A 16,152-nucleotide genomic window follows, 5' to 3' on the forward strand; every position below is an offset into this window, starting at 1 on the left:
TCAGGTGACCCGCTCCGACTTGTCACCGCCTGCTGTCACCATCCGATACCGCAGCTCAAGCCCGTCTAGAAGGGACTCAAGACCGACCGCGAAGGCGCTCTCGTTGATCTCCTGCTGCCGCTCGGCGAGGAGATGCGCCTGCCCCAGGTGCGCGTAGTTCCCCTCGTACACGCTCGCGTCATCGGGAAACCCGCCGGCGAAGGAGCCGAGCGCCGAACCCGTGACGAAATACCGCATGAGCGCTCCCACCCGGGTGGCTTCACGGCGCGGCCACCCGGCCGCGACCAGCCCCCCGAAGACGGCGTCAGCGATCTGCAGCGCATGAGGACGCCGTCCAGGGCCCTTAGCCACCACCGAGACGATGTTGGGATGCGCGGCCAGCGTAGCCCGGTAGGACTCCGCCCAGGCCGCCAAGGCCGCACGCCAGTCACGGTCATCGCCGCCGAGCCGGGCGAACATCGACGTGTCGACCTCGCTGAGCACCGCGTCCACGACGGAATCGACCAGCTCTTCCTTGGTGGCTACGTGGTTGTAGAGCGACGGCCCGCTGACCCCGAGTTCGGTGGCCAGCCGCCGCGTGGAGGCGGCGTCGAGCCCTTCGGTGTCGACCAGGGCGAGAGCCGCGGTCACGATGCGTTCCCGGCTCAGCAACGGCTGACGAGGTCGCGCCACAACGTTCTCCCTGCACCTGGAAGCCATTCTTGAAAACTTGCACCGCTAATTTACCTGGATTACGATGCAATCAAAACTTGCACTGCTAGTTTTGGAGGACGGGATGAACCTCGAACTGTCCGAGGAACAGATCGCCGTACGACAACTCGCCGCCGAATTCGTCGCCCGCGAGATCGCTCCCCACTCCGGTGACTGGGACCGCGCGGAATCCGTCGACCGGACGATCGTGGGTCGGCTCGGCGACCTCGGGTTTCTCGGCCTGACAATCCCCGAGGAGTATGGCGGCTCAGCGGGCGATCATCTGGCCTATGCCCTGGTGCTGGAGGAACTCGGCCGGGGCGACTCCGCGGTCCGCGGAATCGTGTCCGTCTCCCTGGGCCTCGTCGCCAAGTCGATCAACACCTACGGCGATGAGGCCCAGAAGAACCGATGGCTGCCCGCCCTCACCAGCGGCCAGGCACTGGGATGCTTCGCACTGACCGAGCCCGGCAGCGGATCCGACGCGGCCGCGCTCACCACCAGAGCCGAGCGCGACGGCACGGACTGGGTGATCAACGGCTCCAAGATGTTCATCACCAACGGCACCTGGGCGGACCTCGCCCTGGTCTTCGCCCGCACCGGGGAGCCCGGCCACCGGGGCATCACCGCCTTCCTCGTCCCCACCGACACCCCCGGCCTCGAACGCCGGGAACTGCACGGCAAGCTCGGCCTGCGCGGACAGCCCACCGCCGAGCTGATCTTCGACGCCGTGCGGGTACCGGGGCAGGCCGTCCTGGGCCTGGAGAGCAAGGGCTTCTCCATCGCCATGGCGGCGCTGGCCAAGGGCCGGATGTCCGTCGCCGCCGGATGCGTGGGCCTGGCGCAGGCCTGCCTGGACGCCGCCGTCGCGTACGCCAAGGAACGTGAGCAGTTCGGCAAGCCCATCGCCGCCCACCAACTGGTGCAGGACCTGATCGCGGGCATCGCCCTGGACGTCGACGCGGCCCGGCTGCTGGTGTGGCGGGTCGCCGACCACATCGACCGCGGCCTGCCGTTCGCCACGGAATCGTCGATGGCGAAGCTGTACGCCAGCGAGGCGGCCGTGCGCGCCACGAACGACGCTCTCCAGGTCTTCGGCGGCTATGGCTACATCGACGAATACCCGGTCTCCAAGTACCTGCGTGACGCCCGCGTGATGACCCTCTACGAAGGCACCAGCCAGGTCCACAAGCTACTGATCGGCCGGGCCCTGACGGGCGTCGCCGCCTTCACCTGACCCGGTGAAAGGGAACTCCTGATGCGTCCCGTCTACTTCGCCGCTGCCCGCCGAACTCCCATCGGCAAACTGCACGGCTCGCTGTCGAACGTCCGTCCGGACGACTTGGCGGCCACGGTCCTGCGCGGCCTGCTCGCCGACGTGCAGGCACTCGACCCGGCCCGGATCGACGACGTCTACTGGGGCGCCGCCAACCAGTTCGGAGAGGACAACCGCAACGTCGCGCGGATGAGCGTCCTGCTCGCCGGCCTCCCGGACACCGTCCCCGGAGCCACGTTCAACCGGTTGTGCGGCTCAGGAATGGAAGCAGTGATCATCGCCGCTCGCACCATCGCCGCCGACGAGGCGGACGTCGTCGTCGCCGGCGGTTCCGATTCCATGAGCCGCGCCCCGACGAACCCTTCCTGCGAACGCTCGATACCCACGACACACGCCTCGGCTGGCGACTCACCAAACCCCCGGATGGCCGACCTGCACGGCGTCCTGTCCATGGGGGAGACCGCCGAAGATGTCGCCACGCGGCATGGCATCCCCCGTGACCAGCAGGACACCTTCGCCCTGCGCAGCCACCAGCGCGCCGCCGCCCACCGTGCCGGCGCCTTCGACGCCGAACTCCTGCCGGTCGAACGCGCCGACGGCGTCACGGTGACGGCCGACGAATGCATCCGCGAGAACACCAGCCCCCAGCGCCTGGCCTCACTCAAACCCGTCTTCCGCGCGGACGGTACCGTCACCGCAGGCAACGCCTCCCCCATGAACGACGGCGCCGCCGCACTCCTGCTGGTGAGCGAGCAGGCACTCGCCGACCTCGACCTCGACACAGCCGAGATCAACGAGGCGTTCGCCGCCCAGGCCCTCGCCTGCCTCCAGGACCTGCGCATCGACCCCGACCAGGTCAACCCCGACGGCGGCGCCATCGCACTGGGCCACCCACTCGGCTGCCCGGGTTCGGCGGACAGGTTCAGGTCTCGGCAGATCTTTGTGCGGGCCTTCTCCCACGCCTCGCCGGACAGCAGCCCTGCGGTGGGGTCGCCCCACTTGTTGAGGCCGGGCACGAACACCTCGTGGCGGCGCAGGGAGTCCCGGAGCCGTTCGACGGTGGCGATGGTGTAGGCGAGTTTGTCGAACCCGCCGGCGTTCTCGCCCTTCTTGGGGAAGACCCGGCGGTGCCAGGCGGAGGTGAGGAACGCCTTAGGGACCTCCTCGGGCAAGACCGGGCTCTTGCGGCGCTCCAGGCTCTTGAGGAAGTCGATTCCTTTCAGGAGTTCGAAGCCGCGTTTGCTGCCCTTGCCGCAGGTGTCGGCCGCGCCGGCGTGGAAGTCGATGGTCTTCAGTAGCTTGGTCAGGAAGCGGCGGACGCTGACATAGCGGTCCATCAGCTTGTTCTGGAAGTCCTCATCCGGTTCGCGGGCGATCTCCCCGATGGTGTCGGCGGCCGCGTGGATGGCGGCCACGTCCATCTCGTCCAGGGCGGCGCGCAGGTCGCCTTCGGGGTCGGCTGCGGTTTCGCGGATCTTCAACCAGACTTCGCGGAGCACGATCGTGGCCGTGTCCAGGTCCTTGATGGTGCGCAGCCGTTCCTTGTTGGCCTTGAACCCGAGGTCCGCACCAGGTCGCCGACGGCCAGGTCGAACATCTCGATCGCCTCATCGGCCGAGAGCGGGTCCATGGTGGCGGCGAAGGCGACTAATGTGGCGAGCTTGCGATCCCCGGCCAGGTCGGCGACGGCCTGGGCGCGGGCGGCGTTCGCGAACCGGGCGAGGGCGGCGACCTTGCCGGCCGGGATGTCCGACATGTCCCACGTGCTGGCGCCCAGGACCCGCAGGTCGACGTGTCGGTCTAGGGCCTTGCCGACGCCGGCGCTGGACACGTCGGTGGGGCTCTTGCGGAGCTGGTCCAACCGGGAGACCCGCTTGCCCTGCTCGACCACGACCAGGTCCTGCAGGACCCGCTTCTGCGCAGGGCTGGGCAGCGCGGCGAGCATCTTGTACTGGCGGGCGGCGACCCGGCCGCGTACGTCGGACACCAGCCGCTCCAACCTGCTCACACCGGGCAGCAGGATCCGCGTCTCGACCAGGCGGTGGGTGGCCAGGTCGAACAGCACGATGGGGCGTTCGTTGGTATTCCACGCCCGCCGGTACACCCAGCACGCCAGGGCGAACCAATGTTCGTCCTCGAACACGGTGAAGGCGTAGTCGTCGCGGATCTGCTTCTGGTGGTGGCGGCCCTCCATGTCCACCTTCACGGTCACGGTGGACGTGGAGGTGGCGTGCGAACGGGAAGTGGCCTTGGCATGGGCGGTGGCCTTCTGTCTGGGCCCGGGGGCGCGGGCGGGGTGGGGCGGATCTGGCCAATGGCGATGTCGGCGGCGCCGCCTCCACCCGCGCCGACAGGAACGATGGCGACGACCCTCTGCGATGGTGTGGATCACCTTGCTGCTGGCCTCTCCAAGGAGCAGGACCCCGTCCAGACCGAGTTCAATGCGGATAAGTTCGCAGAGCTCGGAGCGTGAGGTGCCAGCGTGACCGACAAGGAGGGTGCCGCTCCATTTCGGGCCGCTCCGCTTTGAATGGCAATGGGCGGAAGGCAGGAGTGTTTTCGAAACTTTCCACCTTCCGCGTGGTGGGCCGGTCTCATTCCAGCTGGCTTCTCCGCCTCAGACCGTATTCCGGCTGATTAAGCCATACCATTGGACGGCCAATAATTCTTGGACAATGAAGCCGGGGCAGACGCTCGCGACTATTAACGGCACGTACCAAGAGGAGGAAATCAAGTTTAATCAAGGGGTCTTCGCGAAACTGATCATCGGGAGAGTGTTCGTTGTTTACTCCCGCCCCTTTCCCACCCCAGCAGTCTTCGCCATTCGGCTCCAGCTCCGGCTGCATCGCCCTCAGCCTGCCGTACCAGCCGACCTGTCGTTAAGGAAGCCGTCACCAAGTACACACGAGTGGAGTTGGCGCAGGTACCGAAGAAAGGGGCAATGGGTGCTGGCGCCCGCAGTGACGTCTTGCGCATCGGCGCTTGGTGCCGATTGGTCTGCACTCCGCCAGGCGACCGGCCCCAGCAGGGCTGACCTCACGAAACGGGGCAGCGCTACCGGAAGGGCCGGAGGTTGTCCGCAGCGAGCGGCGGGCCCGGGAGGGCCCGCCGCCGCGTGCCGGATCAGCTGATGAAGAATTCGTTGCTGCGTGCGGTGGATACGCTGCCGTCGCCCATGCGTAGCACGCCGACGAACTCGTACAGACCGTTGGCCTGGAAGTCGGCGGCGTCGATCGCGTAGGTCGACTGCTTGACATAGCCGTTGTTGCCCGCCTGCGGGCCCACCGAGCTCCAGCCTTCGCCTGGGACGCCGGCCTGTTCGTTGAGGACTCTGGCGGCGAAGGTGGTGGTGTTGCCGGAGGTGGAACGAGCGCTGATGATGAGCCTGTAGCTGAACTTGTTGTCGCCTGCCGAGTCGCTCGCGTCAGCCTGCAGCATCAGGTGGAACCGGGGACGGGGGTTCCCACCGACCTCGTTGGGGGTGTCGTCCATCGTGCCGTTGGCGACGCTGGAGACATAGAGTCGTACGATCTTCACATCCGTGGCCATAGCCGGCCTCCTCGGGCTGGAGCGTCGAGCCTCGTTTCTCACCTGCCGGCAGGGCGCTCAGAATAGCCATTGGTCGAGGCGACCGTTCTTGATCAAAGGCCGCATGGCGATTCCATCAAAGAGCCGAGCCAGTTGAATGAATCGGCAGATCATCGGGATCTGCCTGACTCTGGGACCTATCGCACCCGTGAGGCCGATGGGTTCCCGAGGCCGAGTTCGAACGCGTGCCTTACCGCCCGTAATTTGTAAGACTCGCTCTATGCATACACCCTTGGCGGCAGATGTGCCAACTTCCGACCAAATCCCTATGTCCCAGGCGTCACCACCGCGTGCACCAATCCCCTGCCAAGCCGCGACGACAGCCATAACACCAGGTCAAGCCCGCAAGGCATAATTATTTGCCAATATGACCGAAATTCTCACGCAGCGTTTCACGAGGAGAACGGATTTGGCATGACAGCGTCCAGGAAATCCGGATCATACGGGACGCCCGCTGATCGCGAACGTAGCACCTCCGCAGGATATGCAGGTACAAAATTGAATGGCTTGAGTTTCGTGACTCCGGCGCGAACCGAATCAGCCGCCGGCACGGATGAGGCCGTGTTCGTAGGCGCACACGACGGCTTGAACGCGGTCGCGGAGAGGTTCGATCACCCGCCGAGTGACGGCCAGGTCGAGCAGCCCCGCGCCGGCGACGATGCGGATGGCGTCGACAAGGTCTTCGGGAGACGCGTTCTTGAGCAGGAAGCCGCTCGCCCCCGCCCGCAGCGCTTCGTACACGTTGGAATCGATGTCGAAGGCGGTCAGGACTATGACGCGGGTCGAGGGTGGGGTGTCGGCGTACAGCTGGCGCTTGTCCGCCCTCGCGGCACCGCACTACCTTGCCGATGTGGATCTTTTCGTACGCGCCTGGACGGCGTTGCGCACGGCGGTCGCCGAACTCCCGGACGAGGACTTCGCGCGGCCGTCCGGCTGCGCCGGCTGGCTCGTTCGGGACCTGGTGTGCCATCTGGTCATCGACGCCCAGGACGTCCTGATCACCCTCGTGACCCCTGCCGAAACGGAGCCGACCCGCGACGCGGTGACCTACTGGGACGTCGCCGCGACGCCGCCGACCGGCGACGACCCGCTCGACGCGTTGACCGTCCGGCTGGCCGCCGCGTACGAGGAGCCTCGGCTGCTCAAGTTCCACCTCGACGACGTCGGCTCCGCCGCCGGTCGCGCCGCCGAACTCGCCGACCCGGGCCTCCGGGTCGGCACCCGCGGCGAGGTCATCACCGCGGGCGACTACCTCGCCGCGTACGTCCTGGAGTGGACGCTGCACCACCTCGACCTGGTCGCGCACCTCCCGGACGTGGCGGAACCGCCGGCCGAGGGGCTGGCCCGGTCCCGCGAGATGCTGGAGAAGATCGCCGGCACCGCGTTCCCCGTGTCGTTCTCCGACCAGGACGCGCTGCTGGTCGGCACCGGGCGGCGTAGCCCGACCGACACGGAGAAGACCGAACTGGGCGAGCTGGCCGCGAAACTCCCGTTCGTCCTCGGATAATCGAAGTAACTACGAAAAACTAGTCACTCTTGATTCGATGTTACAGTGACGGCATGACACGCGGAGGACTGCGGGAGCGTAAGAAGGCCCAGACACGCAAGCGGCTGGCCGACACGGCCTTCGCGATGTTCCGCGAGCGCGGCTTCGACGCGGTGACCGTGGCCGAGATCGCCGACGCGTGCGACATCGCGGTCAGCACGCTGTTCGCCTACTTCCCCAGCAAGGAGTCGCTGGTCTTCGACCAGGAGGCCGCGCACGAACAGCGGCTGGACTCCGTGGTGCGCGACCGTGCGGCAGGAGCGACGATCCTGGACGCGCTGGAGGCCCATCTCGCCGCGCCCAAGCCGCGCCGGCCCGGCGAACCTTCCCGCGAGGAGTTCCTGGACCTGGTTCACGCCACCCCCGCGCTGCGCGACCACTTCATGCGCACGCAACGCACCTGGGAGACCACTCTCGCCCAGGCCATCGCCGAGGAGGCCGGGCTGCCCGACGATGACCTCCAGGCTCGCGCGCTGGCCCGCTTCGCCCTGGACGTCGGCGCCCTCGCCGAGGAGAGCCCCGATCCCGCACACGCGTTGCGCATCCTGTTCGCCCGGCTGCGCAACGGCTGGGCCGACCTGGACCGCACCCCGACCGCCCGCCCTGACACCGGCAGCCGATAGCGAGACCAGGTCCGCGCGACGGCAATCGGCGCTGATCGGGCTGCTCGCCCAGGCGGCGGCCATTCCCGCCCGGGACGTCATCGAGTCATTGGCCGCCGTACTCGCGCTCGCCCAGGCCGCTGCCGGGATCTCCGTCGCCCGACGGGAGGCCTGAGATACCGGCCAGGAGCAGGTTCGTCAGCCTCCCAACCGCGACGGCCGCCCGTTCGGGGGGAAGCGCCCGGAAGGACGCGATCGCCGACAGGCCGACGCGTACGTCCTCGACCGACACTTCGGCACGGACGACGCCGCTCCCGCGGGCACGTTCGACGAGCCGCGCCAGGCCCGCGGCCTGCGCGCCGCGCTCCTCGGCGAACACCACCGGCCGGGAGCCGAGCACCGCCTCGTTCAGCCGCCGGTCCCGGACCTGCCGCTCGGCGAAGCGGCGGATGGTCCCGCCCAGCGCCCGCCAAGGGTCGGGGTCGTCGAGCGCGGCCCGCATCTCCGAGCGGCAGACGGCGACGTGCTCGACGAGGACGGCGGAGACAAGGTCCGTACGCGACGGGAAGTGCCGGTAGACGGTCGCGACGCCGAGGCCCGCGCGCCCGGCGATCTCCCGCATGGGCAGGTCCAGCCCGTCGGCGGCGAACGCGGCCCGCGCGGCCGTCACGATGCGCCGCCGGTTGTGCGCCGCGTCCGAGCGGGGTTTCCGAGTCATTGTCGTTCGCGCGCCTCTCACTTCGCCACCAGCCGGAACAGCGGTCTCACATCCATGGCTACCGTAATGCGCATTCCTCACCTGAACCCCCGGAGGGGCATGATGTTCGCTGTCCAGTTTGACCGTTTCGGTGGTCCCGAGGTGCTCGCCGTCGGCCCGTTTCCCGAGCCGCACGCGGGTCCCGGCGAGATCCGCGTCAGGGCGGCCGCCGCCGGCGTGGCGCCCGTCGACCTCGCGCTTCGCGCCGGCCTCTCGCCGTCACGCGACCGGCTCCAGTTGCCGCACATCCCGGGTGTGGACGCCGCCGGGGTGATCGACGAAGTCGGTACGGGCGTCACCGGCTGGTCGGCCGGCGACGAGGTGTTCGGTGCGGTGGACGTGGCGCGGCTGGGCGGTGCGAGCGCGGAGTTCGTCGTGCTGCGGTTCTGGGCCGCCAAGCCGGGGTCGATGTCCTGGGAGGAGGCCGGCGCGGCGGGCAGCGGCGTCGAGACGGCGACCCGCGCGCTGGACGTGCTCGGCGTGGACGAGGGGGCGACGCTGCTGATCGACGGCGCGGCGGGCGGCGTCGGGAGCGTCGCGGTTCAGCTGGCGGTCGCGCGCGGTGCCCGGGTGGTCGGGACGGGCCGTCTCGAGAGCCGGGATTTCCTCGCCGGGCTCGGCGCGATCCCCGTCCCGTACGGGCCCGGGCTGCCCGAACGAGTCCGGGCCCTGGGGCGGATCGACCTGGCGCTCGACGTCGCGGGCGCCGGCTCGCTGCCCGAGCTGGTCGCGATCACCGGTGCGGCGGCGTCGGTGCTCACCCTCGCCGACTTCACCGGCCCGTCGCTCGGGGTCCGCCTCTCACGTGGCGAACTGGCCGGTGAACCGGACGGACGGCATGGCCTGGCTCTCGCGGCCACGCTGTCAGAGGAGGGGCGCTTCCACGTTCCCCTGCGGGAGGTGTTCCCCATCGAACGGGCGGCGCAGGCGCACGCGGCCGCCACGCGAGGACCGCGACACGGCAAGATCGCCCTCACGACCCACCGTTGATCAGCGGCGGTAGGTGCCGTCATCTCGGCGGTCGCGCGCCCACCCTGCCGACCAGCCCGGGCTGGGCTTGGCGCATGCGGTCGTTGAGGTCGCGTCGCACGCTGTCGACGTCACCGGTGAAGTTCTCCGACAGGTTGTCCATCAGCTCCGCGCAGGCCTCAGCGGCGGCCGCCGACCGGGGCAGCATGACCTCTTCGTAGGCGGCGATGGCCCGGTCGAGGTCGGAATGGGTGGCGATGGCCGTGGCCAGGTCGCTGCCGTCGATCAGGGCCAGGTTGGCGCCGATGCCGAAGGGCGGCATGAGGTGGGCGGCGTCGCCGAGCAGGGTGATGCCGGGAACGTGGTCCCAGGTGTGCCCAACGGGCAGCACGTGCAGGGGCCGGTTGACGAACCCACTGTCGTTGTCGCGGAACAGGTCGAGGAACCGAGGGTCCCAGCCGGTGAACACGCCGCGCAGGTGATCGCACACCGCCGCGGTGTCGCCGAGGTCGAGGCCGGCGGTGACATGCCAGTCCGCGGGTGCGTCGAAGGCGGCGTAGAGGCGGATGTGGGCGCCGCTGTTGCGCTGGGCCGAGATCATTTTCCCGTCGGCTCGCGCCGCCAGCGTGCCCGGCCCCACCCAGCGGGCGAGGTCGGGGTGGCGGAGGTCGACATCGTCGAGGAACGCCTCGACGATCGTGGAGCCCGTGTAGCGGGGGATGGCGTCCGAGACGGCCGGGCGGAGCCGGGACCAGGCGCCGTCGGCGCCGACGACGAGGTCGAAGTCCGCGGTAGTGCCATCGGCGAAGCGCAGGCGAGCGCCGCCCTCCAGTGGGTCGACCCCGTCCACCCCGTGCCCCCAGCGGACGGTGCCCGAGATGAGGGAGTCCAGGAGCAGGCCCCGCAACTGACCCCGATCGATCTCCGGCGCGTAACTCTCGTCACGGCTGTCGGTGGGCCGCTCGTGGTGGACCAGCGTGGCCGTGAACGGATCCAGCCCCCGCAACTCCTGCCCCTGCGCCCGAGCCAGGGCGGCGAACTGCTCGAACAGGCCGACCGCCCGCAGCGCGGCCTGACCGGTCGGGACGTGCAGGTCCAGCATGCCGCCCTGCCAGCGGGCATCGCGGGAGGCCTCCCGTTCGAACACGGCTGCCGGGATGCCGTGTGTCCGCAGGCCGCGGGCACAGGCGAGACCGCCGACGCCGGCGCCCACGATCGCGATGCGGAGGTCACGGGGAGAGGTCATGACAGGTTCCTTCTGTCGTCGGTGGAGGCCGGGGGAGTCCGGCTCGCGACTCAGAAAACCATAGTGACTACGATTATGCAATCAGTCTGATTTCGTACTGGATTCGATTTTCCTGGACAAGCTACTTCGCGATCGCCTCACGTACGGCCGGGACGATCTCCTGGGCCCAGCGGGCCAGGATGGTGAGGTCCTGGGCGCCGTGATCGGCGGAGAAGAGCGTGAAGCCCGACGCGCCGTGCTCCAGCACGGCGCCGGTCAGTTCCTCGACCCACTGGTCGACGGAGCCGCCGAGCCAGCGGCCGCCGTGGTCGCGGGTGGCGGGCAGCGGCTGGTCGGTGATGCGGCCGGGGAAGTTGAAGATCGTGCGGATCTCGCTCGGATCGCGACCCACGGACGCTGCCGCCTCGTCGATGATGGGCCGCGAGGCCCGATAGCGCTCGCTGAGCCAGTCGGCCGCGTGGCCGGGGATCCAGCCGTCGGCCACCCGACCGGTGGCGGCCAGGGATTTCGGGCCGACCGACCCGGTCCACACGGGCGGCGCGGCCACGGGAGCGGGCTCGATCTGCTTCACCTGGTAGTGGCGGCCCTGGTAGGTGACCGGCGGGCCGCCGCCCGACAGCAGCTTGACCAGGACGATCGCCTCCTCGAAGGCGTCCACGGCGTCGCCGGGCGTCAGCCGCGGCACCCCCATGTCGGCGATGCGATCCCACAGCCCGCCCGCGCCCATGCCGAGCACGATCCGGCCGCCCGACAGGGCCGACAACGATGTCACCGTCCTGGCCAGCATGGGAGCGGGCCTGGTCGGCAGGTTGGTGACGTTGGCGAAACCGGCGATGCGCTGCGTACGCCCGAGAATGAAGCCGAGCGCGGCGTAAGCGTCCAGGCGCTCGCCTAGGTAGGGATGGTCGGACAAGGTGAAGATGTCGAGCCCGTCCCGGTCGGCCTGCTGGGTCATGCGCAGCAGCTCGGGTGTGTCGTCGATGTTGGAATGCGCGCCAAAACCGAAGACGACGTTATGTGCGGACAATGTTCTGCCTTTCTGGGCAAAGAGAGATGGCTATCAGGCGGGGCCGAACTGCTGGGTGAAGCGGCCGGTGAACAGGTCGGCCCCCTTGTACGCAGAGACGGTCTCAATCGGGACGACAGCCGGGCCGTCGGGGGTGGGCAGCTGGCCGACACCCCCTCGCGGGCCGAGGGGCAACAGGATCATGGGGTGGGGCAGCGGCTGGTAGGTGGCCGTGGGCTGCTCGCCGCGCAGCTGGGCGATGATGTTCTGGGCCACCACCTCCGCGTGCTGCATCGCGTACCCCGCCATCTTGGCTTCGGCGACGTCGGTGATGTCGCCGATGGCGTAGACGCGGTCGTACCCGTGCACGTTGAGGGTCTCGGTGACAGGCACCTGCCCCTGCGGCGTACGAGTCGTCAGCCGATCGTCGGCGAGGTAGTCGCTGTTGACGCGCACGCCGTGCGCGCGGAACCAGATGTCGGCGGTGATCTCCTCGCCGCCTGTCGTAGTGGCGGTGAACGTCGCCGCCCGGCCGGGCTCGGTCGCCGGAGGTGCGGTCAGGCCGGTGTCCAGCCGCAGGTGGATCCCCCGCTCGTCGAGCTGGCGGCGCAGCTCCTCGTGCATCTCCGCGGGGAAGGCGGCCAGCAGTCGTTCGGCCGGGTCGACGATGGTCACGTGCTTGTGCGGCCAGACATCCTTGATCTCCCCGGCCAGTTCCAGGCCGACCGGCCCGGCACCGAGGATCAGCACCCGCTCGGCACCCGCCAGCTCCTTGTGGGTCCGGAGCAGGTCGTCCAGGACCTCGTCCGTGGCATCAGAGGTGGGCTTGGCGGGGTAGGCGTAGCTGGAACCGGTGGCCAGGACCAGGTAATCGGCCTCGACCCGCCGGCCTGAGGCCAGGGTGACGCCGCCGGGGTCCACCGAGACCGCGCGGTCGCGCACCACCGTGCCGCGCCTGAGCCACTGGTGGTAGGGGAAGAACATGTTGTGCGCCCAGTCGGGCTGGGTCAGCGCCCGCAGGGAGCCGGCCGAGTTGATGAACGCGTCCCGCGGGTCGATGAGGACGACATCGGCCTCCAAGTCCAGCGCCTTGGCGACCGCAGAGCCACCGTAACCTCCGCCGACGACCACGACTGTACTACTCATCATTCACGCTCCACCACAAGAAAGGACTTGAGTTCGCACCACGAACAATATTAGTTCGTAGGGCGAACTGCAACTCCTCCTCGGGTTCAGCGCGGGAAATCTGGCTCCACGAAGACGGTGGGAACCTTGTTGTCCGTCACGACGCGGCCGAGCAGGGCGGCGAGCGTGTCCCGCTCCGCCGGGGCGAACCCTGAGGTGAGTTCCTCGACGCGGCGGCAGGTCTCGGTGTAGAACTCGTCGACGAGCTTGGCGCCCTTCCTGGTGAGCGCCACTCTTACCGCGCGGGAGTCCTGGGGGTCGGGTTTGCGCTCGACCAGGCCGTTGCGCTCGGTGCGATCGACCAGGCCGGTCAGGCTCGACTTGGCCAGGCCGAGCACCGTCCCCAGTTCGCTCATGCCGTACGGCTGCGCCATCAGGACGCACAGCAACTGGCCCTGCTGCTGGGTGAGGCCGTATTCGCGGGCGGATTCTGCGTACACGGCATTCACCAGGAACGTGGACCGCACCAGCGCCGCCACCGTCCCGATTTGGCCGTCGACATTTCTACTCACTGGGACAGAGTAACAAATTCGTAGGACGAACTACCATCTCGTGCGACCGGGAACCCGCGTCCCGCGGCCCTACCAGCGCGTCCCGACCCCCCGGGCGGCCGGCGGCGAGGAAGGCGGCCGCGTCGCGGGCGTTGATCCCGCCGGCCGCGACGGAACGGACGGCGGGGAACGGCGCGAGCCAGGTGAAGCCATGCGGCCGAAAGACCGGCAGGCGCATGGTGGCGGGGCTTTGGGTGCGATGACGTGCCAAAACCCCAAAAAGGTGGGCATAGTGGACAGGAGTTACTGGTGGTGTCGGTGAGGTGGGAGAGGGTGTCAGGCGAAGTGGCGGGCGAGAGCGCTGAGAGCTGAGTGCCATGTGGCTTGACGGGCTTCCGGTTCCCGCGTGGCTGCGGCCGTGGGTCGGCTGGGTCGTGGGGACGGATTGGCCGCAGGGAGACGAGCGAAGCTTGTTCCGGTTGGCCGATGCGCTCGTGGCTGCCGCGCGGAAGGTAGTGGCCGGAGTCGACGGGTTGGCGGAGTGGCTGGCCGGCCGGAGGCAGGGGGAGTGGGATGGGGACGCGCTCAAGGCGTTCGTGAAGCGGGTCGACGAGACCGTCGGAGGGCGGAAAGCCCGGCTGGTGAAGGAGCTCGTGTCGTTCGCGATCGAGCTGAACGGGCTTGGCGTGCAGGTCCAGTACACCAAGCGGATGATCAAGCTGGCCGTGTTGCTGTTCGTGGTTCAGATGCTGTGGCTGACGTGGGCGCTGTTGCACCCGGCCGGGCGGTTGACGGCGCAGGGGCTGTTCAAGGTGCGGGCTGAGGCCGCGCGGTGGACGGTCAGGCAGTTCAGGCAGCGGCTGATGGTGAACGTCGCACTCTTCGGGGCGCTGATGGGCGGGATGGACCTGTACGTACAGGCCACCCAGACGCGGCGCGACCACATCGACCTCAAGCAGGTGGCGACCTCCGCGGGGATGGGCATGATGACCGGCGGGCTGCTGACGGGATTGGCGTGGGCGTTGCCCACGCGGTCGCTGTGGATGTTGATGGGGCATTCGGGGGTGGCGTCGGCGGGGGCGACGGTGGCGAGTTCGCTGATGAGCGGGCAGCCGCTCGATTGGACGGTGATGGCCAAGGCGTTCACCTCGGGGATGGTGGGCGGCGTGGACGCCCACTGGGCCAGTTGGACGCCGGGCCGGGCCACGGGACATGGTGGCGACGCGGTGCCGGGCCATTCGGCGGCCGGGGATGCCGGGCTTGTGCTCGGAGGGACAGACGGGCGTTCGCCGCGAGGGGCGTCCGATGGTGGCGGGCCCATGCCTTCGCCGAGAGGGCAGGAGCGTGGAGTCTCCTCCCCGGCTGAGGCGGACGGGTCGGTACGGGGCGTACAGAACGGAGACGAGTCACGGGCGGCCGCTGGGAGGCGTACGGACCTGAGCGGCGTACGGGAGGAGCCTGGTGCGGGTCACCCGGCGTCGCATACCGGACGCATCGACCAGTTGATCAACCGGGATCCGCACGCGGACGTTGACCCCCCAACTCTGCGGTTGGGGCGGGAAGATGCACCGACGGCCGGGCTGCGGCAGAACAATGGTGATCCGTCTGGTGTGCGCGCCCGTGACGCCGTCACCGGGCGGCTTGAGGACGCGCCGACGGTGCGGCTGAGGGAGAGCGGAGCGGGACGGGGCGAGAACGGTCCTGGTGGGCGGATCGAGGATACGCCGACGATCAGGCTGCGGCAGGGCGACGGCGGGAAGCCCGCCGATTCGGCCGGGCCGCGACCGGGCGAGGCGGTGACGGGCCGCATTGAGGACGCGCCGACCGTACGGCTGCGGGAAGGCGCGCCTGAGCCGGGCAGGACGGCCGACGCGAACGGGACGCGGGACGCGGGGCAAGCCGTGGACGCGGGCAGCGTGTCGGACCGGAGCAGGACGACAGAGACCAGCCAGGTGGCGGACACCTCGGCGGCACGGGCACCGGAGACGCCTGTGGCGCAGGTCAGGCAACCGTGGTACGCGCAGGAGGGTTTCCGTGAGCCGTCACGCATCGGTCACTGGACCTTCCCCGGCGAACTGGTGCGCGGGCTGCTGTCAGGGATCAAGGACCGCATCCTGCTCAGTGGCGGGATGGTCAACGCAGGACATGTCGCAAGGCTGGACTTCCATGACGGCAGTAGCGCGGTCGAGAAGGTGCTGCAGAGGCCCGGGGTCGTCGACATCGAGGCGAAACATCCGAGACGTCGCGCCGATTCCGAGGAACTGGGGTCGCTCGTCTACGAGGCGGTCGGGGCGCGGGTTCCACGGGTTTACCGGATGGGGCCGGATCGGCTGCTGATCGAGTTTCTCCACGGGTTCGGGTTGCCGAGGGCGCTGGGCAAGCCCGGAGATGTCCTGTTGATCGGGCTCGGTGACGCGCTGACGCTCAACGCGGACAGGTGGCGGACCAACTTCATGGTCGCCGAGGATGGCCGGACGGCGGGCATCGATCACGAGTTCTGCTTCATCGATCCGGCTGATCTGCACCAGATGCGCGGGCTGTCGCAGTGGGCCAGGCCGTTCTTCGACCGGTTCGAGATCGTGGAAGGGCCTGAGGGGGCTCGGTTCGCGTTCGAGTGGAGAAACAACCAGCTCAGTGCCGCTGATGTGGCGCGGATCGGGACGCGGCTGCGCGAACTGGAGTCGCACTTCACGGCCAGAGGCAGGCAGGATTGGTACACGGGGCTCATGGAACGGTGGGAGGGGATCGCCCGGCACGCGGCCAACGGGCCGGGATCGATCATCGATGGCGGATGAA

The 16,152-nt window shown here is 69.0% G+C and carries 15 protein-coding genes; 6 read left to right on the forward strand and 9 right to left on the reverse strand.

The features are described from left to right. Positions 1–672, reverse strand: coding sequence for a TetR/AcrR family transcriptional regulator (locus ACGFNP_RS00490; RefSeq protein ID WP_393313141.1), 672 nt, complete (start codon positions 670–672; stop codon positions 1–3). A 103-nt stretch (positions 673–775) separates the two neighbouring features. Here ACGFNP_RS00490 and ACGFNP_RS00495 point away from each other — a divergent pair, with 103 nt between their 5' ends. Beyond that, positions 776–1,927, forward strand: coding sequence for an acyl-CoA dehydrogenase family protein (locus ACGFNP_RS00495; RefSeq protein ID WP_393313144.1), 1,152 nt, complete (start codon positions 776–778; stop codon positions 1,925–1,927). 21 nt (positions 1,928–1,948) lie between these two features. Further along, positions 1,949–3,040, forward strand: a complete 1,092-nt coding sequence (locus ACGFNP_RS00500) for a thiolase family protein (RefSeq protein WP_393313147.1) — start codon at positions 1,949–1,951, stop codon at positions 3,038–3,040. Between the two features lie 403 nt (positions 3,041–3,443). On the opposite strand, the gene ACGFNP_RS00505 is transcribed toward ACGFNP_RS00500, so the two are convergent. The 3 genes from ACGFNP_RS00505 to ACGFNP_RS00515 form a co-directional block, all read right to left on the reverse strand. Further along, positions 3,444–4,178 (reverse strand): DUF4158 domain-containing protein, encoded by a 735-nt coding sequence (locus ACGFNP_RS00505; RefSeq protein ID WP_393313150.1) that lies wholly within the window; start codon positions 4,176–4,178, stop codon positions 3,444–3,446. Positions 4,179–5,089: 911 nt separating this feature from the next. After that, positions 5,090–5,515, reverse strand: a complete 426-nt coding sequence (locus tag ACGFNP_RS00510) for a hypothetical protein (RefSeq protein ID WP_393313153.1) — start codon at positions 5,513–5,515, stop codon at positions 5,090–5,092. A 576-nt stretch (positions 5,516–6,091) separates the two neighbouring features. Next, positions 6,092–6,295 carry a hypothetical protein gene (locus tag ACGFNP_RS00515; RefSeq protein ID WP_393313156.1) on the reverse strand — a complete coding sequence of 68 codons (204 nt, stop codon included), beginning with the start codon at positions 6,293–6,295 and terminating at the stop codon, positions 6,092–6,094. A gap of 109 nt (positions 6,296–6,404) precedes the next feature. Here ACGFNP_RS00515 and ACGFNP_RS00520 point away from each other — a divergent pair, with 109 nt between their 5' ends. Next, positions 6,405–7,061 carry a maleylpyruvate isomerase N-terminal domain-containing protein gene (locus tag ACGFNP_RS00520; RefSeq protein ID WP_393316549.1) on the forward strand — a complete coding sequence of 219 codons (657 nt, stop codon included), beginning with the start codon at positions 6,405–6,407 and terminating at the stop codon, positions 7,059–7,061. Positions 7,062–7,114: 53 nt separating this feature from the next. Continuing rightward, positions 7,115–7,723, forward strand: a complete 609-nt coding sequence (locus ACGFNP_RS00525) for a TetR family transcriptional regulator (RefSeq protein ID WP_393313159.1) — start codon at positions 7,115–7,117, stop codon at positions 7,721–7,723. Positions 7,724–7,808: 85 nt separating this feature from the next. On the opposite strand, the gene ACGFNP_RS00530 is transcribed toward ACGFNP_RS00525, so the two are convergent. Further along, entirely contained in the window at positions 7,809–8,420 is a 612-nt protein-coding gene (locus ACGFNP_RS00530) for a TetR/AcrR family transcriptional regulator (protein WP_358333324.1), read from the reverse strand. Positions 8,421–8,522: 102 nt separating this feature from the next. On the opposite strand from ACGFNP_RS00530, the gene ACGFNP_RS00535 reads away from it, so the two are divergent. After that, on the forward strand, positions 8,523–9,449 hold the full coding sequence (locus ACGFNP_RS00535; protein WP_393316552.1) for an NADP-dependent oxidoreductase: 927 nt from the start codon (positions 8,523–8,525) through the stop codon (positions 9,447–9,449). A 19-nt stretch (positions 9,450–9,468) separates the two neighbouring features. Here the strand turns inward: ACGFNP_RS00535 and ACGFNP_RS00540 are convergent, their stop codons facing one another. The 4 genes from ACGFNP_RS00540 to ACGFNP_RS00555 all read right to left on the reverse strand — a co-directional run bounded on the left by ACGFNP_RS00540 (position 9,469) and on the right by ACGFNP_RS00555 (position 13,377). After that, positions 9,469–10,674 (reverse strand): NAD(P)/FAD-dependent oxidoreductase, encoded by a 1,206-nt coding sequence (locus tag ACGFNP_RS00540; protein ID WP_358333321.1) that lies wholly within the window; start codon positions 10,672–10,674, stop codon positions 9,469–9,471. A gap of 121 nt (positions 10,675–10,795) precedes the next feature. Next, positions 10,796–11,701, reverse strand: coding sequence for an LLM class flavin-dependent oxidoreductase (locus tag ACGFNP_RS00545; protein ID WP_358333318.1), 906 nt, complete (start codon positions 11,699–11,701; stop codon positions 10,796–10,798). Between the two features lie 33 nt (positions 11,702–11,734). Continuing rightward, positions 11,735–12,826 carry an NAD(P)/FAD-dependent oxidoreductase gene (locus ACGFNP_RS00550; protein ID WP_393313164.1) on the reverse strand — a complete coding sequence of 364 codons (1,092 nt, stop codon included), beginning with the start codon at positions 12,824–12,826 and terminating at the stop codon, positions 11,735–11,737. An 86-nt stretch (positions 12,827–12,912) separates the two neighbouring features. Then, positions 12,913–13,377: a MarR family winged helix-turn-helix transcriptional regulator gene (locus ACGFNP_RS00555; RefSeq protein WP_393313167.1), complete on the reverse strand. Its 465-nt coding sequence runs from the start codon at positions 13,375–13,377 to the stop codon at positions 12,913–12,915. A 473-nt stretch (positions 13,378–13,850) separates the two neighbouring features. Here ACGFNP_RS00555 and ACGFNP_RS00560 point away from each other — a divergent pair, with 473 nt between their 5' ends. Then, on the forward strand, positions 13,851–16,151 hold the full coding sequence (locus ACGFNP_RS00560; RefSeq protein WP_393313169.1) for a hypothetical protein: 2,301 nt from the start codon (positions 13,851–13,853) through the stop codon (positions 16,149–16,151). Position 16,152 lies beyond the last annotated feature (1 nt).

The sequence above is a fragment of the Nonomuraea sp. NPDC049269 genome (genome assembly GCF_043197155.1).
Classification (GTDB): Bacteria; Actinomycetota; Actinomycetes; order Streptosporangiales; family Streptosporangiaceae; genus Nonomuraea.